The sequence below is a fragment of the Brachybacterium tyrofermentans genome (genome assembly GCF_039526165.1).
Taxonomy (GTDB): Bacteria; Actinomycetota; Actinomycetes; order Actinomycetales; family Dermabacteraceae; genus Brachybacterium; species Brachybacterium tyrofermentans.
Genome location: NZ_BAAAIR010000017.1, coordinates 38,820 through 60,357, shown reverse-complemented (window position 1 = coordinate 60,357; position 21,538 = coordinate 38,820). Strand labels below are relative to the sequence as shown.

Genomic DNA, 21,538 nt, shown 5'->3' with positions numbered 1-21,538 from the left:
GTCATTCTCCTTCGATACGGAGGACGGAATCGATGCTCAGCACCGTCGAGGTCGACGAGAACACGTCCAGGGACGAGGTCATCGCGGATTCCAGGGCGCGGTGCGTGCTGATGCCGATATGCGCCAGGGCCTGCTCACCCCCGTCGTCCTGCTGGTCGAGGAGCTCCTGATGGATGGTCGAGATGGAGATCCCGTACCCGGACAGGGTGCCGGCGATCTCGGCGAGGACGCCGGGACGGTCCTGCACGGTCAGCGAGATGTAGAAGGCGTTGCGCAGGTCGTCGAGCGGGATCAGGTCCAGCTCGGCGTACCGGGATTCACGGGGGCCCACGCCGCCGCGCACGCGCTGGCTGGCCGCGGAGACCACATCGCCGAGGATCGCGGAGGCGGTCGGGGCTCCCCCGGCCCCCTGTCCGTAGAACATGAGCGAGCCAGCGGCGTCCGCCTCGATGAAGACGGCGTTGTACGCCTCGGAGACCGACGCCAGCGGGTGGCCGTCGGGGATGAGCGCCGGATACACGCGGGCGGAGATCCGCTCACCGCTCTCGTCCTGGACCCGCTCGACGATCGAGAGCAGCTTGATCGTGCGCCCCATGCGGGCGGACGCGGCGATGTCCTGGGCGGAGACGTCGGTGATCCCCTCGCAGTGCACGTCGGACAGGCGCACCCGCGAGTGGAAGGCGAGCGAGGCGAGGATCGAGGCCTTCGCGGCGGCGTCGTGGCCCTGCACGTCGGCGGTGGGGTCCGCCTCGGCGTAGCCGAGCTCCTGCGCCGTGGCGAGGGCCTCCTCGAAGCTCGCCCCGGAGCGGGTCATCGCATCGAGGATGTAGTTGGTGGTGCCGTTGACGATGCCCAGCACGCGCTGGATGCGGTCACCGGCCAGGGATTCCCGCACCGGGCGCACCAGCGGGATGGCCCCGGCGACGGCGGCCTCGAAGTACAGGTCCACCCCGTGGGTGTCGGCGGCCTCGTAGAGGGAGGAGCCGTCCTGAGCGAGGAGCGCCTTGTTGGCGGTGACCACGCTCGCGCCATGGGACATGGCCTCCAGCAGCAGGCTGCGGGCCGGCTCGATCCCGCCCATCACCTCGATGACGAGGTCCGCCTCGCGCACGAGCGCGGAGGGGTCGGTGGTGAGCAGAGCGGCGGGGACGTGCTCGCCGCGGTCTCGCGTCGTGTCGCGCACGGCGACGCCGACCACATCGAGCCGGGCACCGATGCGGTGGGCGAGGTCCTCCCCCTGCTGGGAGATCAGACGCAGCACCTCGGTGCCGACGGTACCGGCTCCGAGCACGGCGACGCGGAGCACAGGGAGCACCTGCGGGGCCGAGGGCGAGGAGCTGCTGGGAGATGACTGAGACATGTGCGAGGTGGTCCTTCCACATGGTCCGACGGGGTGGCCGGGCGGGCTCTCGAACTCTAGCCGAGGGCACGTCGGTCCCGTGACCGAGCATGAACGCAGATGACCGACGTCCAGGACGACGGAGGGGCGGTGCGGGAGCAGGATCCCGCGGGGCTGGGCCGCGTGATGGCGACCGGCGGACGGCGCGACAGGGCGACGCGGCGACGCGGCGACGAGGCGACGAGGCGACGAGGCGACGAACGCGACCGTCGCCGCCGGGGTCACCCGACGTCGAGGCCGAGGAGGTCCTCCTCCGTCTCCCGACGGATCAGGGTGCGGACCTCGCCGCCGCGCACGGCGACGACCGGCGGCCTCGGGACGTGGTTGTAGTTGGAGGCCAGCGAGTAGCAGTAGGCACCGGTGACCGGCACCGAGATCAGATCCCCGCGCTGCACGTCCGAGGGCAGGTACTCGTCCTTGACCACGATGTCGCCGCTCTCGCAGTGCTTGCCGACCACACGCACCACCTCGGGGGCGGCGTCGGAGACGCGGCCGGTCAGCAGGCACGAGTAGTCGGCGTCGTACAGCGCGGTGCGGACGTTGTCGCTCATGCCGCCGTCGACCGAGACGTAGACCCGGTGGTGGGGGCCGCCGAGGCGGACGTCCTTGACGGTGCCGACCGAGTAGAGGGTCTGGGTCGAGGGCCCTGCGATCGCGCGGCCCGGCTCGAAGGACACGTGCGGCACCTCGAGCTCGAGCTCATGGCACTGCTTCTCCACGATCCCGGCGATCCCGGCGGCGAGCGCCGCGGGGGTCGCCGGGGTGTGCTGGGTGTTGTACATGACGCCGAAGCCGCCACCGAGGTCGAGCTGGTCGATGCTGTGGCCGAGCTCGGTCCTGACCTGGGCGACCAGATCCAGCACGCGACGCGCCGCCACCTCGAAGCCGCCCGTGTCGAAGATCTGCGAGCCGATGTGGGAGTGGAGGCCCAGGAGGTCCAGGTGCTCCGCCTCGAGGGTTCGGCGCACGGCCTCGAAGGCGGCGCCGCCGGTGAGCGAGAGCCCGAACTTCTGGTCCTCGTGGGCGGTCGCGATGAACTCGTGGGTGTGGGCCTCGACGCCCGTGGTCACCCGGAGCATCACCGCGGCGCTCACTCCCAGCTCGGCGGCGACGGCTTCGACCTGGTCGATCTCGTCCAGGGAGTCGATCACGATGCGGCCGACGCCGGCGTCGAGGGCGCGGCGCAGCTCGGCGACGGACTTGTTGTTGCCGTGCAGGGCGATGCGCTCCCCCGGGAACCCGGCGCGCAGGGCGACGGCGAGCTCGCCGCCGGTGCACACGTCCAGGCCGAGCCCGTCCTCCTGGACCCAACGGGCGACGGCCCCGCACAGGAAGGCCTTGCCCGCGTAGTACACGTCGGCCCCCGCGTGAGGCGCGAAGGCCTCGGCGAAGGCATCGCGGAACTCGCGGGCGCGGGCGCGGAAGTCGTCCTCGTCGAGGACGAAGGCCGGGGTCCCGACCTCCTCGGCGATGCGCCGCACATCCACGCCGCCCACCTCGACCGCGCCCTCGGCGTTGCGCCGCGTGGTCTGCGACCACAGACCGTCGATCAGCGTGTTGACGTCGGCGGGATACGGGAGCCACGTGGGGGCGGCGTCGTTGCCGTGAAGGGCTCCGGCCTCATGGGCGCGCATGTCTGCTCCTGGGGTGGTGCGGGTGGGGTGGTGCGGGGGTCCGGCCGGGGCCGGACGGGTTCGGGCTGCTGGTCGACCTTAGACGGGGCCGCGCCCCCCGTGACGCCGTGTCCGGCGTGCGGTCGCCCCCGCCCGTCGGCGACGGCCGCCTGTCCGCCCGGTCAGCACCCCTCCGCACAGGTCAGCGTCCCTGGTGAGAGCGCTGCGGGGTCCAGACCAGGCACAGCGGGTGATCGATCGCACTTGGTAGTCTCGGGGCATCGGCCCGAGAGACCTCGCGGCATCCTGTGGTGGCACGATCGCGCCGCCTCGCCGCGCAGCTCCCGTCGCCCGCCCCACCCGACCGTCGTCAAGGAGTTCTCGTGCCCGGTCCTGCTTCCCATCCTTCGTCGAGTTCTGCGTCCGTCGCTGATCCCGATCCTGCCTCCGACACCGTGCCCGGTCCTGCATCCGCATCCGCATCCGATCCTGCGTCCGAACGGGCGTCGGCGGCCGCCGCCGAGGGCCACGACCTCGTCGTGGTCGCGAACCGTCTGCCGGTCGACTCCCGCACCCTCCCCGACGGCGCGACCGAATGGGTCACGAGCCCGGGCGGGCTCGTCACCGCCATGGAATCGGTGATGCGCACCGTCGACTCCGGCGCATGGGTGGGCTGGGGCGGTTCGCCCGGCGAGGCGCCCGAGCCCTTCGAGGCCGACGGGATGAGCCTGTACCCCGTCCGTCTCGACCAGCAGGACGTCGAGCGGTACTACGAGGGCTTCTCCAATGCCACGCTGTGGCCCCTCTACCACGACGTCATCGTCGATCCCGAGTTCCACCGCACGTGGTGGGACTCGTACGTGACGGCGAACCGGCGCTTCGCCCGCGCCGCCGGGGCCGTCGCGAGCAAGGGCGGCACGATCTGGGTCCACGACTACCAGCTGCAGCTGGTGCCGCGCATGATCCGCGACGACCGCACCGATGTGCGGATCGGCTTCTTCAACCACATTCCCTTCCCCTCGGTCGAGCTGTTCTCCCAGCTGCCCAAACGCAATCAGATGCTGCGGGGACTGCTCGGCTCCGACCTCGTCGGCTTCCAGCGCGAGAGCGATGCCCAGAACTTCCTGGGCGCGGTGCGCAAGCTGCTGGGCTACCAGGTCGATGGTCAGGTCATCTCGGTGCCCGGCCTCGGCGCAGCGCCGGTGCGCGAGGTGCTCGTGCAGACCTTCCCGATCTCCATCGACTCCGAGGCGGTCTCCGCGCTCACCGAGGACGCGGAGGTCCGTGAGCGCGCGGTCCAGCTGCGTCGGGACCTCGGCGATCCGCACAAGGTCGTGCTCGGGGTGGACCGGCTGGACTACACCAAGGGCATCCGCCATCGCCTCAAGGCCTGGGGGGAGCTGCTCAACGACGGCTCGATCGACCCGCACGACACCGTGATGATCCAGGTCGCGACCCCGTCGCGCGAGCGCGTCGAGGCCTACCGCCAGCTGCGGGACGAGGTCGAGCTCACCGTGGGTCGCATCAACGGCGACCATGCGCCGATCGGCCGTCCGGCGGTCTCCTACCAGCACCGTTCCTTCGATCGTCGCGATATGACCGCCCTGTTCATGGCGGCCGACGTGGTGCTCGTGACCGCGTTGCGCGATGGCATGAACCTGGTGGCCAAGGAGTACGTGGCCTCCCGGCCCGATCTGCGCGGGGTGCTCGTGCTCAGCGAGTTCGCCGGGGCGGCGGATGAGCTGAGGGCGGCCGTCATGGTCAATCCCCACGACATCGACGAGCTGAAGTCCGCGATCCTGCGTGCGCTCGCGATGCCGGAGGAGGAGCAGGAGGACGCGATGCGGTCCCTGCGCCATCAGGTGATGGAGAACGACGTCCAGGCCTGGGCCCACGACTTCCTGCAGCACCTGGAGCAGTCGGGGGATCCCGCGTACGGGACCCGGCCCACGGTGCGGCTGGCGGGCGACGACTCCACCGACCCGGAGGCCTTCGACCAGGCGCTGGAGGACTTCTCCGACGTGCCTCGGATCCTCATCGCCTCGGATTTCGACGGTGTGCTGGCTCCGATCGTGGACGATCGCGATGCCGTCCAGCCCGATCCGCGAGCGCTGTCGACCCTGCGCGAGCTCTCCGAGCTGCCGGGGGTCGCCGTCGCCCTGGTCTCCGGACGGGCGCTGGAGGATCTCGACTCCCACACCACGATGCCCAGCTCCGTGGTGCTGGTGGGTTCCCACGGCGCCGAGGTCGGCGCGCTGCCGCCGTGGATGCAGTCCGAGGTGCTCGACTCCGCGGCGCTGTCGATGACCCCGGAGAAGGAGGATCTGCTCCGGTCCATCACGGAGAACCTGCGGAGGATCGCGCGGGCGCACCCCGGCGTCGAGGTCGAGACCAAGCCCTCGGCCGCCGTGCTGCACACCCGCAACGCGAAGGGCCGCGGGTCGCTCAACGCGACCGACTCTGCGCTCGAGTACGCGGTCACGCTGCCCGATGTCACGGTCACCCCGGGCAAGGAGGTCGTCGAGTTCTCGGTGGTCCACACCTCCAAGGGCGCCGCGATCGATGCGCTCGCCCGGGCGAGCGCGGCCGACGCGTGGCTCTACCTGGGTGACGACGTGACCGACGAGTCCGTCTTCGCCCGACTGGGCGACCGGGACGTGGGCATCAAGGTCGGCGAGGGCGACACCGCCGCCGGCTACCGCGTCGCGGGGACCGACGAGGTCGCCGCGGCGCTGAAGCGCCTCAGCGAGCTGCGCCGGGAGAGCTGAGCACGGCGGGCCGCCATCCACGCACCGAGCTGAGCAGTGCGATGCGGGAGGCGGCCCGCAGCTCGGCGACGGTGATCTCGCGCTCGCGGACCTGCCCGGCCTCGAGCGCGAGGCGCCGCCCGACGCCGGCCAGGCAGCCGTCCTCGACCGGTGGCGTGCACCAGCTGCCGTCGATCTGGACGAGCAGGGTCGCGATCGTCGTCTCGGTGACGCGGCCGTCGCGTCCTCGCAGCACGACGTCGTCGACAGCTGCAGGTCCTCGGGCGTCTCCGTCGCGGCCGAGGTCGCCAGCACGAGCACGAGCACGGGCGAGCGCTGCCACGAGGTGGGCCCTGTCGGTCGTCTTATGACGTACCGCCGGCGCACCGGGGTCCTGGGTCCGGTCGTCCAGCGCGAGGACCACGGGGCCGGCGCCGGCCACCGGGATCGGGCGATCGGTGAGATCGAACTGGCCATCCATCCCGAGGGCGAGGCGCAGCACCGCATCGCGTCCGCCTGCCGCGAGCTGCGACGCCCGTGCTCTCACGGCATCACGCACCTGCTCGCGATCGCACGGAAGGGCGAAGGACCTCGCGGAGTCCTCCAGACGGTCCAGATGCTCCTCGAGGTTGCGGGGCAGTCCGTCGACGACCGCGAGGGTCTCGAGCAGGGCGAACTGCGTGGAGTCCCGGGAGGGGTCCGGTGCACGAGTCGCGTCGTGGCCCGGTCTGTCCCGACGGTCCAGCCCGTCCTGCCTGTCCAGTCTGTCCAGGACTCGCATCTTGACTTCGAGCTCGGCGTGCTCCGCCGCCGCCTCGGACGGCCAGGTGATCCCGCTGCCCACGCCGTACACGGCGGAGCCGTCGGACCGGTCGACGACCAGAGTGCGGATCGCGACGCTGAACGAGGACGACGCCGGCACCGGACCAGTCGAAGTGCTGCGAGCCGGGGCGAGCCATCCGATGGCACCGCAGTACACGCCGCGCGGGCCGGTCTCGAGGTCGCGAATCAGGGCCATGGTCGAAGCCTTCGGGGCGCCGGTGATGGAGCCGCACGGGAACATCGCGGCCATCGTCTCCTCGAGGCCGACGCCCGGGGCCGCCTCCGCCGTGATGGTGCTGGTCATCTGCCAGACGGTCGGATACCGCTCGACGTCGAGCAGAGAGGGAACGGCGACCCCTCCGGGGCGTGCGAGGCGAGCGAGGTCGTTGCGCAGGAGGTCCACGATCATGATGTTCTCGGCGCGTTCCTTGGCGCTGCTGAGCAGGTGGGCGCGGGATGCGGCATCCGCGGCAGGGCCGGGCTGCCGGGCCGCGGTCCCCTTCATCGGCGCCGTCGTGAGCAGATCTGCGCTGCGCGATATGAACAGCTCAGGGCTCGCGCTGAGGACCGTCGTGCGCCCCAGGTCGAGGTAGGCGCCGTACGGGGCCTCTTGCGCGGCGATCAGATCCAGATAGCAGGAGAGCAGGTCCCCGGTGATGTGCCCACGGCGTCGGGTGGTGAGGTTCGTCTGATAGGTCTCCCCCGCGGCGATCGCGGCCTGCACCGTCGCCATCGCCGCGGCATGCTCCGCAGGGGTCCACTCGTCGGCCCACGGGCCGACCTCGTAGCCTCCCCGCTCGGACGACGGCGCACCAGAGGTGCCGAGAGGATCGGGAACATCCGGAGCATCCGCGATGCCGAACCACAGCAGGGGCAGGCCCTCGCTCGGCGTCTGCGTGGCCAGGGCGGGATCGAGCCCGGAGGCGGCCTCATAAGTGATCAGCCCGGCCGCCCAGCGGCCGGCGTCGACCCGGTCCTGCACGGCGCGCAGGGCAGGACGGACCTCGTCCGGGGTGCGAGCTGTGATCTCCTCGCGGAAGGAGGAGAACTGCCGTGAGGTGCCGCCAGGGATGTCGTCGAACCGGACGAACGGGCGGTGCGTGGGCATGCGATCCTCCCCGATGCATGAGCCGGAACGACGACGTCCCCGGTCAGGGGCCACAAGGGCCTCGGACCGGGGACGTCTGACGTGCCCGCGACAGGATTCGAACCTACGACCTTCTGCTCCGGAGGCAGACGCTCTATCCACTGAGCTACGCGGGCCGACCGTGCGAGTCTAGCAAGTCCTCGGGGCCCGGCGGGACACCGCGGCGGCTGGTGAGCCGAGGTGTGAGGCGGACCTCACCTCAGGCGGTCCTCATCTCAGGAAGTCCTCATCCCGGCAACGGCAGCTGAGCCCCGTGCAGGACCGCCGAGGGGTCCGCGGCGATGCGCAGGCCGCTGGGGTCCGCGCCGAAGCGCACCAGGAGGTCTCCGACGGCACCGATCATGGCGCCGTTGTCCGTGCACAGCGCGGGCGGCGGGATCCGCAGCTCGATGCCGGCGGCATCGCAGCGCTCCTGTGCCACGGCGCGCAGCCGGGCGTTGGCCGCGACGCCGCCGACGATGACCAGGGTGCTCAGGTTCCTCTCGCGCACGGCCCGGAGTGCCTTGGTGACCAGCACGTCCACCACAGCCTGCTCGAAGGAGGCCGCGATGTCAGCGACGGGGACCGACTCGCCGGCGCGCTCGATGCGTTCCACGGTGCGGGCGACGGCGGTCTTCAGCCCGGAGAACGAGAAGACGAACGGCGCATCGCCGGATCGCAGCATCGCGCGCGGGAACCGGAAGGCGGTCGGATCCCCGCCGACCGCGGCGCGGGAGATCGCCGGCCCCCCTGGGTACCCGAGACCCAGCAGGCGGGCGACCTTGTCGAAGGCCTCCCCGGCGGCATCGTCCAGGGTGTCCCCGAGATGCTCGATCGGATCGCGCACGAGGTCCCCGACCGCCAGGATCGAGGTGTGGCCGCCGGAGACGATCAGCACGATGCTGCGTTCGGGGAGCGGGCCGTGCTCGAGGGTGTCCGCGGCGGCGTGGCCGGCGAGGTGGTGGACGCCGTACAGCGGCTTGTCCAGCGACCAGGCCACAGCCTTCGCGGCGGCGAGGCCGACGTGGACCGCGGTGGCGAGCCCCGGGCCGGAGGTGACCGCGACGTGGGTGATGTCGCCGAGCTCGACCCCGGCGTCCTCGAGGGCGAGGTGCAGCGTGGGGACCGCGGCATCGAGATGAGCTCGGGCGGCGATCTCGGGGACGACTCCCCCGAAATCCGCGTGCTGAGAGGCGCTGGAGGCCAGTCCCTGACCGAGCAGGACTCCCTCGGAGACGAGCCCGAAACCGGTCTCGTCGCACGAGGACTCGACCCCGAGCACGAGGGGTGCCCCGGAACGGATCACCGCAGGATCGACATCGGGTTGGAGTAGTTGCCCGCCTCGTCCATCGTCGCGAAGTGCAGGTGGCAGCCGGTGGAGCGGCCGGTCGACCCGACGTAGCCGACGGTGTCGCCCTGCTGCACGGTGGCACCCACCGAGGTGTTGAAGCCCTGCAGGTGGTAGTAGCCGGTGATGACGCCGTTGCCGTGGTCGACCTTGACCCGATTGCCGGAGGCGGAGTTGTACTCGACGGCCACGACCGTGCCGGCCTTGGCAGCCTTCACAGGGGTACCGCAGGACGCACCGAAGTCGACACCGTTGTGACCCTTGAAGTAGCCGAGGACGGGGTGCATGCGGCCGCCGAAGCCGGAGGTGATCGGGGCGTTCACGGGGTCGATGTAGCCGCCGCTGGAGGCCGGCGCGGCCGCGCCTTCTGCCGAGGCGTCCGCGGACGCGCCCTCCGCGACAATAGGCTCGGGCTCGGGGGCCGGGGCTGCGACCTCGATGCCGGTGCTGCCGGCGGCCTCCGCCTTCGCCGCGTCGGCCTTCGCGGTGTCAGCCTTCGCGTCGTCTGCAGACTTCTCGCCCTTCGCGGGGGAGGTGCGGTCCGTGCTGCGCGTGGAGTCGGAGTCGTCGGTGCGGGTCTCGAGCGCAGCCGTCCCGGCGTTCGCGGAGAGGTCCGCGGTCGGCAGGGAGACGGGCGCTGCAGGGACCTCTGCGGGCTCGGCGACCGACTGCGGCGCCGGCGCTGCGGTGGCGTCTCCGACGGCGGCGGTCTCGTCGATGCCGGCAGCGGCTGCCGCCAGAGGTGCGGCGATCGTGGCGGTGGCGAGGACGCCGAGCACGCCCACCTTCACCGCGCTGGCGGGAAGGGCGGCGTCACGGTGAGTGCCTCCGATTGCTCGGAGCTTGCGCACCGAGGCGCGTCCATCGGCGCGGTGATTCGCCACGTGAAGACCTGCTTCCAGTTCGACTGCGTATTCCGGTTCGTACGTCTGTCCGAGCGCGACGCCGGACAGGGGAAGGACGCGTCGCCGAACAACCTCGAACAACCTACGGCCCCGTCGCCCGAATGGACCAGCAGGTCACCCGTGACATTGCCAAGTTTTTGCCCTAAAGCCCCAAAGGTTGCCCGGTCTTGACGGGAGCGGGTCCTCGACGTGCGCCGCGCCACCTGTGGAAGCGACCAGAAGGCGTCGACGGTCATGTCGCCGGCGGCGCGGAGCACGCGCCGTGCGTCGTGATATCAGGGTCGTCGCAGACGCCGCGCACTAGAGTGGCGGCATGTCGAACCCGGACCAGGCAGCATCCCCATCGGCCCCGCCGCGCGTCGTGGTGATCGAGGACGAGCCGACGATCACCCGTGCCATCGCCGACCGGCTCACCGCCGAGGGCTGGGAGGTCTCCACCGCGCTCGACGGGCCCTCCGGGGTGCGGACGGTGGCCGAGGTGCGCCCTGACGTCGTCGTCCTCGACGTCATGCTCCCGGGCTTCGACGGCCTCGAGGTGTGCCGTCGCATCCAGGCCGACGAGCCGGTCCCGGTGCTCATGCTGACCGCCCGCGACGACGAGACCGACATGCTGGTCGGTCTCGGCGTCGGCGCGGACGACTACATGACCAAGCCGTTCTCCATGCGCGAGCTCGCCGCCCGCCTCAAGGCCCTGCTGCGGCGGGTGCGCCGCACGACTCCCCCGCCCACCTCGGAGACCGAGCAGAACGTCGCTCTGCAGTTCGGTGACCTGGTGATCGACCGAGCCGGCCGCCGTGTGATGCGAGCGGGCGTTCCGGCCCACCTCACGCCGACCGAGTTCGACCTGCTGCTGTGCCTCGCCAACGCCCCCGGCACCGTCCTCACCCGGGAGCAGCTGCTCGCGGACGTCTGGGACTGGATCGACGCGACAGGCACCCGCACGGTCGACTCCCATGTCAAGGCGCTCCGACGGAAGCTCGGCGCCGATCTGGTGCGCACGGTCCATGGCGTGGGATACGCCCTGGAGATCCCGGAGGACGACCTCGATGAGGACGGCACCCTCGCTGAGGATCCCGCGGACATCTCCTCCCTGCGCACTCCGGCCGACCCCCCGACCTCCCCGTGACGACGGAGCATCCACCGGCCGACGGGTCCTCGCCGCCGGTCGCACGCCGCAGGGTCCCCGAGCGGCTCGACGTGCGCCCCCTGGACCGCTTCCGCTCCTTCAAGGTCAAGCTCGGGATCCTGGTCGGTGCCGTCGTGCTGGTCGCGGCCCTGCTGACCCAGGTCAGCATCCGCGCCGGCATCGAGCCCCTGCTGGCCATCCCTCTCGTCGTGATCGCCGCGCTCGTCTTCACCCAGCTGCTGGCCCGCGGTATGACCTCTCCGCTGCGCGAGATCACCGCGGCGGCGCGCGCCATGGCACGTGGCGACTACACCCAGCGGATCCGATCCAGCAGCCGCGACGAGATCGGCCAGCTCGCCGAGGCCTTCTCCACCATGGCCTCGGAGCTGGAGCAGACCGATCGCATGCGCCGCGACCTCGTCGCGAACGTGTCCCATGAGCTGCGCACCCCGGTCGCGGGCCTGCGCGCCCAGCTGGAGAACCTCGTCGACGGCGTCACCGAGCCGGACCCTGCGGCGCTCGAGGTGGCCCTCACCGAGACCGAACGGCTCTCGCTGCTGGTGAACCATCTCCTGGACCTCTCCCGGCTGGACGCCGGGGTCGTCGAGCTGGACCTCGAGGACATCGAGCTCACCCCCTTCCTCCATGAGGTGGTCGACGCGGCGACGCTCGCCTCCGGCGGCCGCGACGTGCGCTGGATCGTCGACGTGGAGCCGGCCGACCTGATGGTCACAGCCGATGCGGCCCGCATCCATCAGGTGATCCACAACCTGCTCGAGAACGCCGCCCGCCACTCCCCCACCGGCGGCCGGATCCACATCAGCGCCGCCTGTCTCGAGGACGGCGACGGCGTACGGATCGATGTGCACGACGAGGGTCCCGGCATCGCCCTCGAGGATCGCTCCCGGGTGTTCGAGCGCTTCCAGCGCGGCGGATACGCGGACAGCTCAGGAGGAACCGGGCTGGGATTGGCGATCGCGCGCTGGGCCGTGGGACTGCACGGCGGCACGATCGAGGTGCTGGACGATCCGCGCACCGAGGTCGACGGCGACGGCCGCTCCTCGTTGATCCGGGTGGTCCTGCCCCAGGCCCGCCCCACGACGTGACGTCCCACACCACAGGGCCGTCAATCACCCCCGGGACCCCCGAGCGGCGCATGCGAGGAGTCCTGCTCCGTTAGGCTGTGGCTATCCGTATCACTCGACCGTGAGAAGGCTGGCGATCTCAGAGTGTCACAGCAGACACAGGGCCCCGAGAACTCGGAATTCGGCCCGAATCAGTGGCTCGTGGACTCGCTCCGCGAGCAGTGGCAGCAGGATCCCTCGAGCGTCGACCCCAGTTGGGCGGAGTACTTCTCCTCCCGTGGTGACCTGACGCCCGCGGCACCCGCTGCCGACGAGCCCTCCCCGGGCAGTCCTCCCGCTGCGATGGAGCAGCAGGAGAAGACCCCGGAGGACGCGTCACCGCAGGCGGCCCCCGCCACGCAGGCCGACCCTCCGCCGGCCGCTCCCGAGCCGGCACCGGCTCCCGAAGCACCCTCATCCCAGGCCGCGCCCGCCGCGGCATCCCCTCAGCGCGCGAAGGAAGCTGCTCCTGTGAACGACGAACCCGCGAAGGCCGCACCCCAGCCGACGCCCTCCGTGTCGACCACCTCGGACCGCCCGGCGAAGATCCCCACCACCACCGCGCAGATCCCCGTCGTCGAGCTGCGCGAGCCGGAGACCGTCAAGCTGCGCGGCCCCGCCGCCGCCGTCGTGCGCAACATGAACGAGTCGCTCGAGGTGCCCACGGCGACCTCCGTGCGCGATGTGCCCGTGAAGCTCCTGTTCGACAACCGCATCGTCATCAACAACCACCTCAAGCGCAATCGCGCCGGCAAGGTGTCGTTCACCCACCTCATCGGCTGGGCGATGATCGAGGCGATCACCGAGATCACCGACATGAACAACGGCTTCGCGGTCGACGAGAAGGGCAAGCCGCTGCTCCTCAAGCGCGAGGACATCAACTTCGGCCTCGCCATCGACATGCCGCGCGCCGATGGCAGCCGCGGCTTGGTCGTGCCCAGCATCAAGGGCGCCCAGCGCTTCGACTTCCTGGGCTTCTGGAAGGCCTACGAGGAGGTCGTGAAGAAGGCCCGTGGCGGCAAGCTCACGATGGACGACTTCGCGCACACCACGGTGTCGCTGACCAACCCCGGCGGCATCGGCACCGTCCACTCGATCCCCCGGCTCATGCAGGGCCAGGGCACGATCGTGGGCGTCGGCGCGATGGACTATCCCGCGCAGTTCCAGGGCGCCAGCCCCGCCACCCTCGCGGACCTCGCGGTCTCGAAGGTCATGACGCTGACCTCGACCTATGACCACCGCATCATCCAGGGCGCCGCCTCCGGCGAGTTCCTCAAGCGCATGGGCGACAAGCTCCTGGGCAAGGAGGGCTTCTACGACCGCGTGTTCGCGGCGCTGCGGATCCCGTACCAGCCGATCCGCTGGGTGCCGGACAACCCTTTCAAGGACTCCAAGTCCGAGCGTCTCGCACGGGTCATGGACCTCATCCACTCCTTCCGGGTGCGCGGCCACCTCATGGCGGACACCGATCCGCTGCAGTACCGGGTGCGCAACCACCCCGACCTCGACGTGGAGACCTATGGACTCACGCTGTGGGATCTCGATCGCACCTTCCCCACGCGGGGTCTGGGCGGCAAGGACGAGATGCCGCTGCGCGACATCCTCGGGGTGCTGCGCGACGCGTACAGCCGCACCATCGGTGTGGAGTACATGCACATCTCCGATCCGGACGAACGTGCCTGGATCCAGGACCGGATGGAGACCCCGCGGCGTCCCTTCGACAAGGTCGAGCACACGCACATCATGGATCGCCTCAACGCCGCCGAGGCGTTCGAGACCTTCCTGCAGACCAAGTTCGTGGGTCAGAAGCGCTTCTCCCTCGAGGGCGGCGAGTCGGTCATCCCGATGCTCGACGCCGTCCTGCACGGCGCAGCGCATGCCGGGGTCGACGAGGTCTGCATCGGGATGTCGCACCGCGGCCGCCTGAACGTCCTGTCCAACCTCGCCGGGAAGAGCTACGGCCAGATCTTCCAGGAGTTCGAGGGCAACTTCGGCCAGAACCCCGGCTCGGGCGACGTGAAGTACCACCTGGGCACGGAGGGCACCTACACGTCCCACGACGGGGAGACCACCAAGGTGTACCTCGCCGCGAACCCCTCGCACCTGGAGGCGGTCAACCCCGTCCTCGAGGGCATCGCCCGGGCGAAGCAGGACCGCCTCGAGCGCCCCGAGGAGTTCCCCGTGCTGCCGATCCTCGTGCACGGCGATGCGGCCTTCGCCGGCCAGGGAGTGGTCACCGAGACCCTGAACCTGTCCGAGCTTCGCGGGTACCGCACCGGCGGCACGGTGCACGTGGTCATCAACAACCAGATCGGCTTCACGACGCTGCCGGACTCCTCGCGCTCGTCGTTCTACTCGACCGATGTCGCGAAGTCGACCCAGCTGCCGATCTTCCACGTCAACGGCGATGACCCCGAGGCCTGCGTGCGCGTCGCGGAGATCGCCTTCAGCTACCGCCAGAAGTTCCACCGCGATGTCGTGATCGACATGGTCTGCTACCGCCGCCGCGGGCACAACGAGGGCGACGACCCCTCGATGACGCAGCCGCAGATGTACTCGCTGATCAACGACAAGCCCTCCACGCGCAAGCTGTACATGGAGGCCCTCATCGAGCGGGGCGATCTCACCGAGGACGAGACCGAGGGCCTGGTGCGCAACTTCCAGGAGCACCTCGACGAGGCCTTCGCGGCGACCCGCGCCGGTGCCTCCGAGGTCGATCCGGACTCGAGCGTGCAGGGCCTGGAGCTGCCGGCCTCCCAGCGCATGCCGAGCTCCGAGCACGGCGCCGTCGAGACCGCGGTCAGCACCGACGTGCTCTCGCACATCGGCAGGTCGTTCGGCGAGGTGCCGGACTCCTTCTCGGTCCACCCCAAGCTCATGACCGTGCTCACGCGCCGCCAGCAGATGTCGACCGACGGGAAGATCGACTGGTCCTACGGCGAGCTGCTCGCCTTCGGCTCGCTGCTCATGGAGGGCCGACGGGTGCGCCTGGCCGGTCAGGACTCGCGTCGCGGCACCTTCGTGCAGCGCCACAGCGTGCTCATCGACCATGAGAACGGCGACACCTGGACGCCCCTGTCGTACCTGTCCGACGACCAGGGACGCTTCAACGTCTACGACTCCTCGCTCTCGGAGTTCGCCGCGCTCGGCTTCGAGTACGGCTACTCGGTGGAGAACCCCGAGTCGCTCGTGCTCTGGGAGGCGCAGTTCGGCGACTTCGTCAACGGCGCACAGACCATCATCGACGAGTTCATCTCGGCCTCGGAGCAGAAGTGGGGCCAGAACTCGAGCGTCGTGCTCCTGCTCCCCCACGGTTACGAGGGCCAGGGACCGGACCACTCCTCCGCACGCATCGAGCGCTTCCTGCAGATGTGCGCCGAGAACAACATGCGGGTCTCGGCCCCGTCGACCCCGGCGAGCTACTTCCACCTGCTGCGCCGGCAGGCCAAGCTCGAGCCGAAGCGACCGCTGATCGTCTTCACCCCGAAGTCGATGCTGCGCAACAAGGCCGCCGTCAGCTCCGTCGAGGACTTCACCACCGGTGGCTTCGAGCCCGTGCTGGCCGACACCACCGTCGACCCCTCGGCGGTCAAGCGCGTCCTGCTCACCTCGGGCAAGGTCTACTGGGATCTCGCCGCCTGGCGGGAGAAGCAGGAGGTGACCGATACCGCGATCGTGCGCATCGAGCAGCTCTACCCGCTGCCCACCGAGGAGATCCTCGAGGTGCTCGCGGCCTACCCCGACGCCGAGCTCACCTGGGTCCAGGAGGAGCCGCAGAACCAGGGCGCCTGGACCTTCATGGCCGTGAACTTCGCGGTCGAGGTGGGGCGCACGTTGAAGGTCGTGGCGCGTGCCGCCTCGGCCTCCCCGGCGACCGGCTCCAACGCCACGCACAAGGCCGAGCAGGAAGACTTGATCGTCCGAGCTTTCGAGTCCTGAGCGCCGGGTGGGGGTCGCGGGTTCGCCCGCGACCCCCACCGTCGTTACAGTTGACGTTCCCGTCCCAGGCCCAGGAGGTCCCGGTGCAGACTGTGCCCACATCGAACGCCACGGATCCGGATCCCCGGATCCGGATCATCGCGCTCGGAGACGAGCTCCTCGCCGGAATCGGTGACGCCCGCGCTCTGGGCTGGCTCGGCCGTGCCGTCGCCAGCGAGCAGGGGGCACGCAATCGCATCGACGTGTTCACCTCTGCCCTGCCCGGCGAGTCCTCCGCATCCCTCGCGGACCGCTGGGACGACGAGGTGCAGCGTCGGATGGACCAGTCCGCGCAGTCCGACGGCAGCATCGACCACCGCATCGTGCTGGCCATGGGGCGCGCCGACGTCGGCGCCGGGCTCTCCCTGGCCCGTTCCCGCCTCAACCTGGCCAAGGTGCTCGACGGTCTCGAGCGGCTGCGGATCCCGGCGTTCGTGGTCGGCCCGCCGCCCAGCAGCGATCCGGGGATCACGCAGGGCGTCCGGGAGCTGTCGGGCGCCTTCGAGGACGTCTGCTCGCGCCGTCGCATCCCCTACGTGGACCTCGTCAGCGGGCTCGTCGGGCACGAGCAGTGGGAATCCGATGTCGCCCGGGCGCCGGGAGACCATCCGGGACAGACCGGCTACGGACTCATGGCCTGGCTGGTCCTGCACGGAGGCTTCGGCTCCTGGCTGGGGACATCCTCCTGACGACGTGACCTCCGCCTCAGCGGGGTCGACCGGCCCGTTCCACGAGGGGACGAGGTCACACGATGTGGCACAATCGTCGGGTTACCCGGGCGAAGGAAGGAGAACGTGATGAGCAAGCGAGGACGTAAGCGCAAGTCTCGCCGTAAGAACGGCGCGAATCACGGCAAGCGCCCCAACTGCTGACCGTGATGCCGCTGTTCGCGGCATGACAGAGGGCCCCTCCCGTCTCGGGAGGGGCCCTCTGTCATGCCCGGCCGTACCGAGCTCAGCTGCCCGGGATCTCCCGCTCGACGCTGGTGGAGGTGATGCGCACGCTGGTCGTCCCGTCGACCTCGGTGGTCCGCGTGACAGAGACGGTGCGGCACTGCACGGCGATCCGCTCCCGGAGGGAGGTCGGCGCGCGGTCCTCGGTGCAGCTGCGGCGCACGAGCTCCTTGATGCGCCGCACGCGCTCCCATTCGTCGGCGCACTCGGGGCAGTCCTCCGTGTGCCGCGCCATCCGCTCGACGGTCTCGCGCGGGAGCTCACCGTCCAGAGCTTCGTCGAGCCGATAGCGCGGGTCGCGCCGGCTCTCCGGCGTGGGTCCGTCCGCGCTGGGATCGGCGTCGCGTGCCGTCTTCTCGTCCTGGTTCATCGTTCCTCCTCCCGGTCCATCGATCGGGTGTCGTCCTGGTCGGTCCCGCTCGTGGCGGGGGCCGAGGGATCCTCGCGCAGGTATCCGCTGCGATAGGCATAGTCGGAGAGCATCTCGCGCAGCTGGCGCCGACCGCGATGCAGCCGGGACATCACGGTGCCGATGGGGGTGCCCATGATCTCCGCGATCTCCTTGTAGGCGAAGCCTTCGACGTCCGCGTAGTAGACAGCCATGCGGTAGTCCTCCCGCAGCTCGCCCAGCGCGTCCTTGACCGCGGAGTCCGGCAGGTGGTCGAGCGCCTCGGTCTCCGCGGAGCGCAGTCCGCTGCTGGTGTGCGAGCCGACCTCGGCGAGCTGCCAGTCCTCGACCGTGTCGCTCCAGGCCTCCTTGGGCCGGCGCTGCTTCTGCCGGTACGTCGAGATGTATCCGTTGGTCATGATCCGGTACAGCCAGGCACGCATGTTCGTGCCGGGCGTGAAGCGGTCCCGGGCGCGGAAGGCCTTCATGAAGGTCTCCTGGACCAGGTCCTCCGCATCGTGGGGATTGCGGGTCATCCGGAGCGCGCCGCCGTAGAGCGAATCGAGGTGGGACAGGGCCTCGGACTCGAAATCGAAATCGGCGACATCACCGACGGCGTCACCATCCGGCGCGCCGTCCGGAAGGCCCGTATCAGGGCTCGGGGCGGAATCTGTCTGGGTCATCGCCCTCCAACCTACGCCAGGTCGACGGGGAGCACCCTGCCTCAGCACCGCTGTCGCCATACGCGCTCCATCACTCCGGTCCGCTGTCGTCTCGTCCCTGAGCTCCGTCCGGTGCGTTCCGGCACCTTCGGGGAGCATGCTCTGGGGAACCGAGCTCTCCGGTTCACCAGGGTGCAACGCTTCGGGCATCACGAATGTTCCCCGGGCGGTAGTCTGGATGCCGGTGACCTACCGGACAGTGCGCCCCGCCCTGTCCCGGCACCACCGGAACTGCTTGCCCCCGTACAGAACGTGAGGACACCATGGCCCTGGTCCGACGCATCGCTCGTCCCCTGCTCGCCGCTCCCTTCATCCTCGAAGGAGTGCGCACCGTCATGCGCCCCGAGCGCGAGATCGACGTCTACCCCCAGGCGTTCGACGCGTTCGACTCGACGCTAGCCAAGACGTCGGCCCCGAGCTTCCTGGACGCCCGCACCGTCGTGCGAGCCGCCGGAGCCGTCGCCGCGGGCGCCGGTGTCCTCTACGCCACCAACCGCTACCCGCGAGCCGCCGCTGCGGCCCTCCTGATGACCACGTCGGTCGGTTGGGCCGGCCGCAAGAAGGTCTGGGAGCTCCGCGGCGAGGAGCGCACCCAGGAGATCCAGTCGATCCTCACCGACGCCGGCCTGCTCGGCGGCGTGCTGCTGGCCGTGGTCGACCATGATGGGCGCCCGTCGCTCGGCTACCAGGTCAACCAGTTCGTCGAGCGCAGCCAGAAGAAGGCCGCCGCGAAGCAGCGCGAGCTGGAGAAGAAGTCCGAGCAGCTGGAGAAGAAGGCGAGGAGCGCGGTGGGAACCGCCCAGAAGCAGCTCGCCGCCCAGCGAGGCTGACGCCCGGTGGTCTCCGAGGTGCTGTGGACCGCTCCGGTCGCTGATCGGCCCGTCGACGCCCTGGTCCGGGTGCCGGGGTCGAAATCCCTGACCGCACGGTGGATGCTGCTGGCAGCCGCCGCGGACGAGCCGTCCGAGCTGCGAGGAGCCCTCGTCTCCCGCGACACCCGCCTGATGAGGGATGCCCTGGAGCGTCTCGGAGCGACCCTCGAGGTGCGGGACGACTCCCTGCTGGTGACCCCGCTCCCGCCTCCGTCGGAGCATCCGGAGCCGCCGGTCGAGATCCACACCGGTCTGGCCGGCACCGTGATGCGCTTCGTCCCGATGCTCGCCGCCCTGCACCACGGGGATGTTCGCTTCACCGGTGACGAAGGTGCCCTGGCCCGCCCCATGGGGCCGGTCATCGACGTCCTGCGCCAGCAGGGGGTCGAGGTCACAGAGCACGGCGAGCCCGGCCACCTCCCCCTGACCGTGCACGGCACGGGCCGCCTCAGCGGCGGGACCGTCGAGGTCGATGCGTCGGCCTCGAGCCAGTTCATCTCGAACGCCCTGCTGGTCGCGGCCCGCGCCGAGGCGGATCTCGAACTGGTGCACGTGGGCGCGACGCTCCCCTCGCTGCCTCACATCGAGATGACGCTGGAGACCCTTCGTCAGGTCGGCATCGACGGATCGCACAGCACGGACGACCAGGGACGTCATCGGTGGCATGTGGGCACCGGCGCGATCCGGCCCGTCCGCATCGTCGTCGAGCCCGATCTCTCCAATGCCGGGCCCTTCCTGGCCGCAGCACTGGTCACCGGCGGCACGATCGCGGTGGACGACTGGCCCGAGACCACCACGCAGCCCGGCGATGCCTACCGCGACCTGCTCACCCGGATGGGTGCGGAGGTCTGGCGCGAGGACCGGTCGATCTGCGTGCGCGGCACCGGCTCCCTCCACGGGATCGACGCCGACCTGTCCGCGGTCGGCGAGCTGACACCCACCATCGCGGCTCTCGCCGCGCTGGCCGATTCCCCCTCCACCCTGCGCGGTGTGGGCCATCTGCGCGGCCACGAGACGGACCGGTTGAAGGCGCTGGCCACGGAGCTCACCAAGCTCGGTGCCCGCACCCTCGAGCTGGAGGACGGTCTGGAGATCCATCCGGGCGAGCTCACCGGCACCGTCTTCGAGACCTACGAGGACCACCGGATGGCCACGGCCGCCGCGATCATCGGGCTGCGCGTGCCCGAGCTGCGCGTGATCAACATCAGCACCACCCAGAAGACCCTCCCGGACTTCGTGGGGATGTGGCTGTCGATGCTGCACACCGAGCCGGCGGCGGACGGCGACGCGTGAGCCGCTCGGCCCGCGAGTACGACGAGTCCGACGTCCGGGTGCGGCCCAACCGCCGCGGCTCCCGGCCTCGCACGAAGGATCGTCCCAAGCACGAGGACGCGATCACGGCGCGCGTGGTGTCGGTGGACCGCGGCCGCTGGCGCACCGTCGTCGCGGCAGGGACCCCCGAGGAGCGCACCGTCACCGCGATGCGCGCCCGGGAGCTCGGCCGCTCCCCCGTCGTGCCCGGCGACCTGGTCGCGCTCGTCGGGGACACCTCCGGCCGCGACGGCTCCCTCGCCCGGATCGTGCGGATCCTGGAGCGCACCTCCTTCCTGCGGCGCAGCGCGGACGACGACGACTCCACGGAGCGCCCCCTGGTCGCCAACGTGGACCTCATGGTCATGGTCTCCGCGGTGGCTGATCCGGAGCCTCGCGGCGGCATGATCGACCGCTGCCTGGTCGCCGCCTATGTGGCCGGGATCGATGCTCTGCTGGTGCTGACCAAGGCCGATCTGCGCTCCCCCGAGCAGTTCCTGCACGCCTACGCACCGCTCGGGCTCGAGCACGTGGTCACCCAGCGCGAGGACTCCGGCGAGATCATCGGGCTCGAGGAGGTGCGCGAGCGTCTCGACGGGCGGGTCAGCGTTCTCATCGGCCACTCGGGCGTCGGCAAGTCCACCCTCATCAATGCTCTGGTCCCGGGAACGGACCGCGCCATCGGCGTGGTCAACGACGTCACCGGGCGCGGCCGGCACACCTCGTCGTCCGCACTCGCGATGCAGCTCCCCGGCGCCGAAAGCTCCGAAAGTTCTGACAGCGCCGAAGGCACTGAAGGTTCTGAAGGCGCTGCACGGTCGGAAGGCGCCCGGGGCTGGGTGATCGACACCCCCGGCGTCCGGTCCTTCGGCCTGGGACATGTCGACCCCGACGAGCTGCTCGACGCCTTCGCCGACCTCGCCGCGCTCGCAGAATCATGCCCCCGTGGTTGCACCCATCTCGAGGACGCCTCCGATTGCGCCCTCGACGCCCTGGTCGCCGAGGGGAAGGCCGGGAGCGCCGGGGCCGCCCGTCTGGTCTCGTACCGGCGCCTTGCCGTCACCCTGCGGAAGAACGATCCCTGGGCCCTCTGACGGACTTCCG

At 70.5% G+C, this 21,538-nt stretch carries 16 protein-coding genes and 1 tRNA gene; 9 read left to right on the top strand and 8 right to left on the bottom strand.

Annotated elements, in window-relative coordinates:
• Nucleotide 1: 1 nt before the first annotated feature.
• Both ABD093_RS04235 and lysA read right to left on the bottom strand, forming a co-directional pair.
• Nucleotides 2-1,360, bottom strand: coding sequence for a homoserine dehydrogenase (locus tag ABD093_RS04235; RefSeq protein ID WP_193116088.1), 1,359 nt, complete (start codon nt 1,358-1,360; stop codon nt 2-4).
• 260 nt (nt 1,361-1,620) lie between these two features.
• Nucleotides 1,621-3,033, bottom strand: a complete 1,413-nt coding sequence (gene lysA / locus ABD093_RS04230) for a diaminopimelate decarboxylase (RefSeq protein ID WP_193116089.1) — start codon at nt 3,031-3,033, stop codon at nt 1,621-1,623.
• A 518-nt stretch (nt 3,034-3,551) separates the two neighbouring features.
• On the opposite strand from lysA, the gene ABD093_RS04225 reads away from it, so the two are divergent.
• Nucleotides 3,552-5,780, top strand: coding sequence for a bifunctional alpha,alpha-trehalose-phosphate synthase (UDP-forming)/trehalose-phosphatase (locus tag ABD093_RS04225; protein WP_319021479.1), 2,229 nt, complete (start codon nt 3,552-3,554; stop codon nt 5,778-5,780).
• On the opposite strand, the gene pabB is transcribed toward ABD093_RS04225, so the two are convergent.
• The 4 genes from pabB to ABD093_RS04205 form a co-directional block, all read right to left on the bottom strand.
• The gene (pabB, locus tag ABD093_RS04220; RefSeq protein ID WP_343922650.1) at nt 5,755-7,689 is read right to left on the bottom strand and encodes an aminodeoxychorismate synthase component I; all 1,935 of its coding nucleotides are present in this window, start codon (nt 7,687-7,689) and stop codon (nt 5,755-5,757) included. The two genes, ABD093_RS04225 and pabB, sit on opposite strands and share 26 nt — an antisense overlap.
• 82 nt (nt 7,690-7,771) lie before the next feature.
• Nucleotides 7,772-7,844 (bottom strand) — tRNA-Arg (locus ABD093_RS04215).
• A 110-nt stretch (nt 7,845-7,954) separates the two neighbouring features.
• A complete protein-coding gene (gene tsaD / locus ABD093_RS04210) occupies nt 7,955-9,013 on the bottom strand; it encodes a tRNA (adenosine(37)-N6)-threonylcarbamoyltransferase complex transferase subunit TsaD (RefSeq protein ID WP_193116091.1) in 1,059 nt (352 codons plus the stop codon).
• Nucleotides 9,010-9,939, bottom strand: coding sequence for a M23 family metallopeptidase (locus tag ABD093_RS04205; RefSeq protein WP_319021472.1), 930 nt, complete (start codon nt 9,937-9,939; stop codon nt 9,010-9,012). The genes tsaD and ABD093_RS04205 overlap by 4 nt, the downstream gene beginning before the upstream one ends.
• A 334-nt stretch (nt 9,940-10,273) precedes the next feature.
• Between ABD093_RS04205 and ABD093_RS04200 the strand changes: the two genes are divergently transcribed.
• The 5 genes from ABD093_RS04200 (at nt 10,274) to ABD093_RS19695 (ending at nt 17,060) form a co-directional block, all read left to right on the top strand.
• Complete coding sequence (locus ABD093_RS04200; protein ID WP_226849616.1) at nt 10,274-11,086, top strand: response regulator transcription factor; 813 nt, start codon at nt 10,274-10,276, stop codon at nt 11,084-11,086.
• On the top strand, nt 11,083-12,192 hold the full coding sequence (locus ABD093_RS04195) for a sensor histidine kinase (protein ID WP_319021473.1): 1,110 nt from the start codon (nt 11,083-11,085) through the stop codon (nt 12,190-12,192). The genes ABD093_RS04200 and ABD093_RS04195 overlap by 4 nt, the downstream gene beginning before the upstream one ends.
• 123 nt (nt 12,193-12,315) lie before the next feature.
• Nucleotides 12,316-16,149 (top strand): multifunctional oxoglutarate decarboxylase/oxoglutarate dehydrogenase thiamine pyrophosphate-binding subunit/dihydrolipoyllysine-residue succinyltransferase subunit, encoded by a 3,834-nt coding sequence (locus ABD093_RS04190; protein ID WP_343922645.1) that lies wholly within the window; start codon nt 12,316-12,318, stop codon nt 16,147-16,149.
• An 83-nt stretch (nt 16,150-16,232) separates the two neighbouring features.
• On the top strand, nt 16,233-16,877 hold the full coding sequence (locus tag ABD093_RS04185) for a GDSL-type esterase/lipase family protein (protein WP_193116093.1): 645 nt from the start codon (nt 16,233-16,235) through the stop codon (nt 16,875-16,877).
• Nucleotides 16,878-16,985: 108 nt separating this feature from the next.
• On the top strand, nt 16,986-17,060 hold the full coding sequence (locus ABD093_RS19695) for a 50S ribosomal protein bL37 (protein WP_370696128.1): 75 nt from the start codon (nt 16,986-16,988) through the stop codon (nt 17,058-17,060).
• Nucleotides 17,061-17,142: 82 nt separating this feature from the next.
• On the opposite strand, the gene rsrA is transcribed toward ABD093_RS19695, so the two are convergent.
• Together rsrA and ABD093_RS04175 are read right to left on the bottom strand one after the other, a co-directional pair.
• Entirely contained in the window at nt 17,143-17,511 is a 369-nt protein-coding gene (gene rsrA, locus ABD093_RS04180; protein WP_193116094.1) for a mycothiol system anti-sigma-R factor, read from the bottom strand.
• The gene (locus ABD093_RS04175; RefSeq protein WP_193116095.1) at nt 17,508-18,212 is read right to left on the bottom strand and encodes a sigma-70 family RNA polymerase sigma factor; all 705 of its coding nucleotides are present in this window, start codon (nt 18,210-18,212) and stop codon (nt 17,508-17,510) included. Before ABD093_RS04175 ends, rsrA begins: the two co-directional genes overlap by 4 nt.
• 302 nt (nt 18,213-18,514) lie before the next feature.
• Between ABD093_RS04175 and ABD093_RS04170 the strand changes: the two genes are divergently transcribed.
• Genes ABD093_RS04170 through rsgA form a run of 3 tightly spaced genes read left to right on the top strand, consistent with a single transcriptional unit; the run spans nt 18,515 to nt 21,528 of the window.
• Nucleotides 18,515-19,081, top strand: coding sequence for a DoxX family membrane protein (locus ABD093_RS04170; RefSeq protein ID WP_193116096.1), 567 nt, complete (start codon nt 18,515-18,517; stop codon nt 19,079-19,081).
• 6 nt (nt 19,082-19,087) lie between these two features.
• Nucleotides 19,088-20,416 (top strand): 3-phosphoshikimate 1-carboxyvinyltransferase, encoded by a 1,329-nt coding sequence (gene aroA / locus ABD093_RS04165; RefSeq protein WP_193116097.1) that lies wholly within the window; start codon nt 19,088-19,090, stop codon nt 20,414-20,416.
• Nucleotides 20,413-21,528 (top strand): ribosome small subunit-dependent GTPase A, encoded by a 1,116-nt coding sequence (gene rsgA, locus ABD093_RS04160; RefSeq protein ID WP_193116098.1) that lies wholly within the window; start codon nt 20,413-20,415, stop codon nt 21,526-21,528. The genes aroA and rsgA overlap by 4 nt, the downstream gene beginning before the upstream one ends.
• Nucleotides 21,529-21,538 lie beyond the last annotated feature (10 nt).